This is a genomic window from Sphaerotilus sp., from assembly GCF_041083715.1.
In the GTDB taxonomy this organism is placed as follows: Bacteria; Pseudomonadota; Gammaproteobacteria; order Burkholderiales; family Burkholderiaceae_C; genus Sphaerotilus.
Genome location: NZ_JBFPGY010000093.1, coordinates 1 through 3,527, shown reverse-complemented (window position 1 = coordinate 3,527; position 3,527 = coordinate 1). Strand labels below are relative to the sequence as shown.

Here is a 3,527-nt window from a genome sequence, read left to right as displayed (position 1 = left end):
TCGATCTCCAGCGTGATGCCGATCTGGGCATAGCGGTCGCTGTCGCGGTCCGCCAGGTTGACGACGAAGGGCTCCAGCGGCAGATAGGCCGGCGGCGTATGGGCGTCCCGCTTGTGGGGCTTGTGCGCCGGCGCGGCATCGGCCGCATCGCCATGACCACCACCTTCTGCTTCCGCAGCGGCATCGGCCTTGCGCTTCATCATCACGTAGCCGCCGCCTCCTCCGGCAACCAGCAGGACGACAACGCCGATGATGATCCAGAGCTTCTTGGACCCCTTCTTCGCAACAGTTTGTTCCGCACTCGCAGCGGCAGCCGACATGTCCTTCTCCTGCGTGCTTGAGGTCCCCGTGGTGTGACCTCTGATTGAAGGCGATTATTGGGACCGGACCCCGGCACCGATGTTCGGAAAAGCGCAGCAAATCCGGAGATAGGCGGCACGGACCCCGATCAGGCGAACAAGTCGAGACGTCCGGCACGCCCCGGCGACGGACCGATCGAAAGGGGTTCACGCGCCGTGCCCACGGCGCGTCCATCGATCGAGAACATCTCCGCCTGGCGGCGGGGTGCACGATCGCCGAAACCGGATCGGCCATCCATGAAGGCATCGCTCCGCGAGCGGGCATCTGATCCCGCACTGCCGGACCCCGCCCCTGTCAGGTCACTGCTGCCACTGCCGGCCGCGCTGGCAGCCAGCGCGTCCTTGGACACCTCGTGCACGCGGCTGTGGGTCAGGGACAGCCCCTCGTCCCGAAACGCCTCGGTCAGACCCGACAAGGTGGCCTCCAGATGGTGCCGTGTGAGGGCTTCGCTGGCGCCGAACTCGATCCGGGCGGTGCTGCCGTTCAGCTCGAGCGACACCGACACCGGCCCCATCTCGGCCGGATTCAGGTGCAAGGTCACCTCCTGCCGACCCTGCTCGGCCTGCCCGGCCCGCCGCACCAGCGCCACCACCACCTCATCCGAGAACCCTGGCTGCGTCACCGGCGTCTGGATCCAGGTCTGGGCCGGGGCCACCACCGGACTGCCACCCGCCATGGCGGTCGGCGTGGCCGCTGCAGCCGCGGTGGCCACGGCCTGCGCCGCGGACAGCAGCGCCTGGGCATCGGAACTGGCGGCCGCCCCGACACCCTGCACCGACTCCTGTGCGGTCGAGCGGCTCGATTCGGCCGGGCCGACCGAAGGCGTTGCCGGCACCTGGGGCGGTGGCAGCACGCCCGCACCTGCCACCGACTCTGCCGTCGGAAGCGGTGCGGCTGGCATGGCCGAGGGCACCTCGGGCTTTCTGCTGGCTCCCGGCAATCGCTCGGCCGCGGTGGCCTGGTCACCCGATCCATCGGTGGCCGCAAGCGCGGCCTCCAGCTTGCCATGCCTGCCAGCACCGCTGCCACGAACCTCCCTGTCCGGTCCGACCGGTTCGGATCGGCCGAGCAATCCAGCGGGCAGCGCCGCTTGCAGCAGAGAGTCCCCCTCCTGGCGACCGAGGCCCAAGCGACCCGGCTCGGCCGCTGGAGCGGCCACCGGCGCGGGAGTCGGCACGGCCATGGCAGCCGGCGACGCCATCTGCAGCATCCACTGCATCAGCGAGGTGCTGGTCGAGGACGATGCAGCCGGATCGCCCGCATCGGGGCTCTTGGCCTTGGATCGGGAGGAGCGGCCCGCGGTGTCGGTCGCAGTGTCGGTCGCGGCGGTTGCTTCGGCGGCGACTGGCTCGGCATCCGCACCGACCGTGCCCAGACCGGTCTCGGCATCCGCCGGCCTGTGCACGTCGGACCGGGCTGCTTCGGCCAGCCGATCCGGACCCGCTGCCAGCGAACGTCGGAGCAGCATCGCCGCCGCTTTCGGATTCGGCGCCCCGACGGCACCAGTCCCCAGGCCGGGCACATCAGGGGCCTTGCCACACGCCATCGGAGCCGCACCCGGATCCGGCACAGCCTCCGCGGCCGCCGTCGCCGGTGCATCCGTGGCGGCGGTGGCGGTCTCCGGTGCGACCGCCGCCTGCAGCATGCGGGCGAAACCACCCGGATCGGCACGGGTTTCAGCCGCTCCATGGGCAGCAGGACCGCGGCCATGGGCATGGGTGGGCGCTGGTGCGAGATTCAACAGGGGAGAGTCCATGGCATTCACCAGCCGTGGCGGCCGGGCTCGTTGTTGCGTGCCCACGCGGCACGGGCGGACCGTTCATCGGACTGGCGCTGCTCCTGGCGGTTCTGGTGCAGGCTGATGGCATCGGACCGGCGCTTCATCAGCTTGCTGATGGCAGCCACACGGCGCTCAGCCTCCAGCGTGTCGGTCTGGCGCTTCACCAGGGTCTGGCGGGCCCGATCGACCTGACCGGCCTGCAGGTCGACCGCGTCATGCAGCCGGCCGGAAAAAGCGTGGTGGCAGTGCAGCAGCGGCACGGCCACCGACTGGCTGAACGCGGCGGACCAGCGGTTCTGGTGGTCCTGGCGGTAGGCGGTGAGCTGCGTCTGCTGCTGCACGGCCATCGACAACGCCTCGTCGGCGCGCCGCTGCAAGGCCAGCGCCTGGTCGCGCTGGCGCTCGGCATGTTCGAGCAGGGTCACAAGGGCTTTTGGCATGAACGGAGCGCGCAGGGGGACCGGCGCGAGATCGTGAATCAGTGGCGGGTGATGTGGCGCAGCAGCGCCAGGCTGTCACCCAGCGTCGCGCGCACACCGGTGTCCTGCTGCAGCATGGCCATCATGGCCGGCTGCGCACGCACAGCGGCATCGAGTTCGGCGTCATGGCCTGGCGCATAGGCACCGAGCTGGATCAGGTCGCGGGCCTTGCTCAGCCTGGACAGCATCTTGCGCATCTGGCGGGCCGACTCGATGTGCTCGCGCGTCGCCACATTGGTCATCACGCGGGAGATGGAGCGCTCGATGTCGATGGCCGGGTAATGGCCCGACTCGGCCAGCTCGCGCGAGAGCACGATGTGCCCGTCGAGAATGCCCCGGGCTGCATCGGCGATCGGATCCTGCTGGTCGTCACCTTCGCTGAGCACCGTGTAGAAGGCCGTGATCGATCCCAGACCGGCGTGGCCGTTGCCGCTGCGCTCGACGAGCTGCGGCAGCTTGGCGAAGCAGCTGGGCGGGTAGCCCTTGGTGGCCGGCGGCTCGCCGATGGCCAGCGCGATCTCGCGCTGCGCCATGGCATAGCGGGTCAGCGAGTCCATCAGCAGCAGCACGTCCAACCCCTGGTCGCGGAAGTGCTCGGCCACCGCGGTGGCGTAGGCCGCGCCCTGCAACCGGTTCAGCGGCGGCGCGTCGGCCGGCGCGGCGACGACGACCGACCGCCGCCGGCCCTCCTCGCCCAGGATGTCCTCGATGAACTCCTTGACCTCGCGGCCACGCTCGCCGATCAGGCCGACCACGATCACGTCAGCGGCCGTGTAGCGCGCCATCATCCCGAGCAGGACCGACTTGCCCACACCCGTGCCGGCGAACAACCCGATGCGCTGGCCCTTGCCGACGGTGAGCATCGCGTTGATCGAGCGCACGCCGGTGTCGAGCGGCTTGCGCACCGG

3 protein-coding genes and 1 pseudogene are annotated in these 3,527 nt (G+C 70.2%); all 4 read right to left on the bottom strand.

Translation table 11 applies throughout. The features are described from left to right. Positions 1 to 320: pseudogene (locus tag AB3X43_RS04590) on the bottom strand (flagellar basal body-associated FliL family protein); the annotation flags it as partial. 128 nt (positions 321 to 448) lie between these two features. Continuing rightward, a complete protein-coding gene (locus tag AB3X43_RS04585) occupies positions 449 to 2,116 on the bottom strand; it encodes a flagellar hook-length control protein FliK (protein WP_369428696.1) in 1,668 nt (555 codons plus the stop codon). A 5-nt stretch (positions 2,117 to 2,121) separates the two neighbouring features. Next, complete coding sequence (locus AB3X43_RS04580; RefSeq protein WP_369428695.1) at positions 2,122 to 2,580, bottom strand: flagellar export protein FliJ; 459 nt, start codon at positions 2,578 to 2,580, stop codon at positions 2,122 to 2,124. Positions 2,581 to 2,618: 38 nt separating this feature from the next. Beyond that, on the bottom strand, positions 2,619 to 3,527 hold a 909-nt coding region (locus tag AB3X43_RS04575), incomplete at its 5' end, for a FliI/YscN family ATPase (RefSeq protein WP_369428694.1).

Coding starts and splice junctions, on each gene's coding strand:
- AB3X43_RS04580 (WP_369428695.1), bottom strand. CDS start 2,580: ATGCCAAAAGCCCTTGTGACCCTGCTCGAACATGCCGAGCGCCAGCGC.
- AB3X43_RS04585 (WP_369428696.1), bottom strand. CDS start 2,116: ATGGACTCTCCCCTGTTGAATCTCGCACCAGCGCCCACCCATGCCCAT.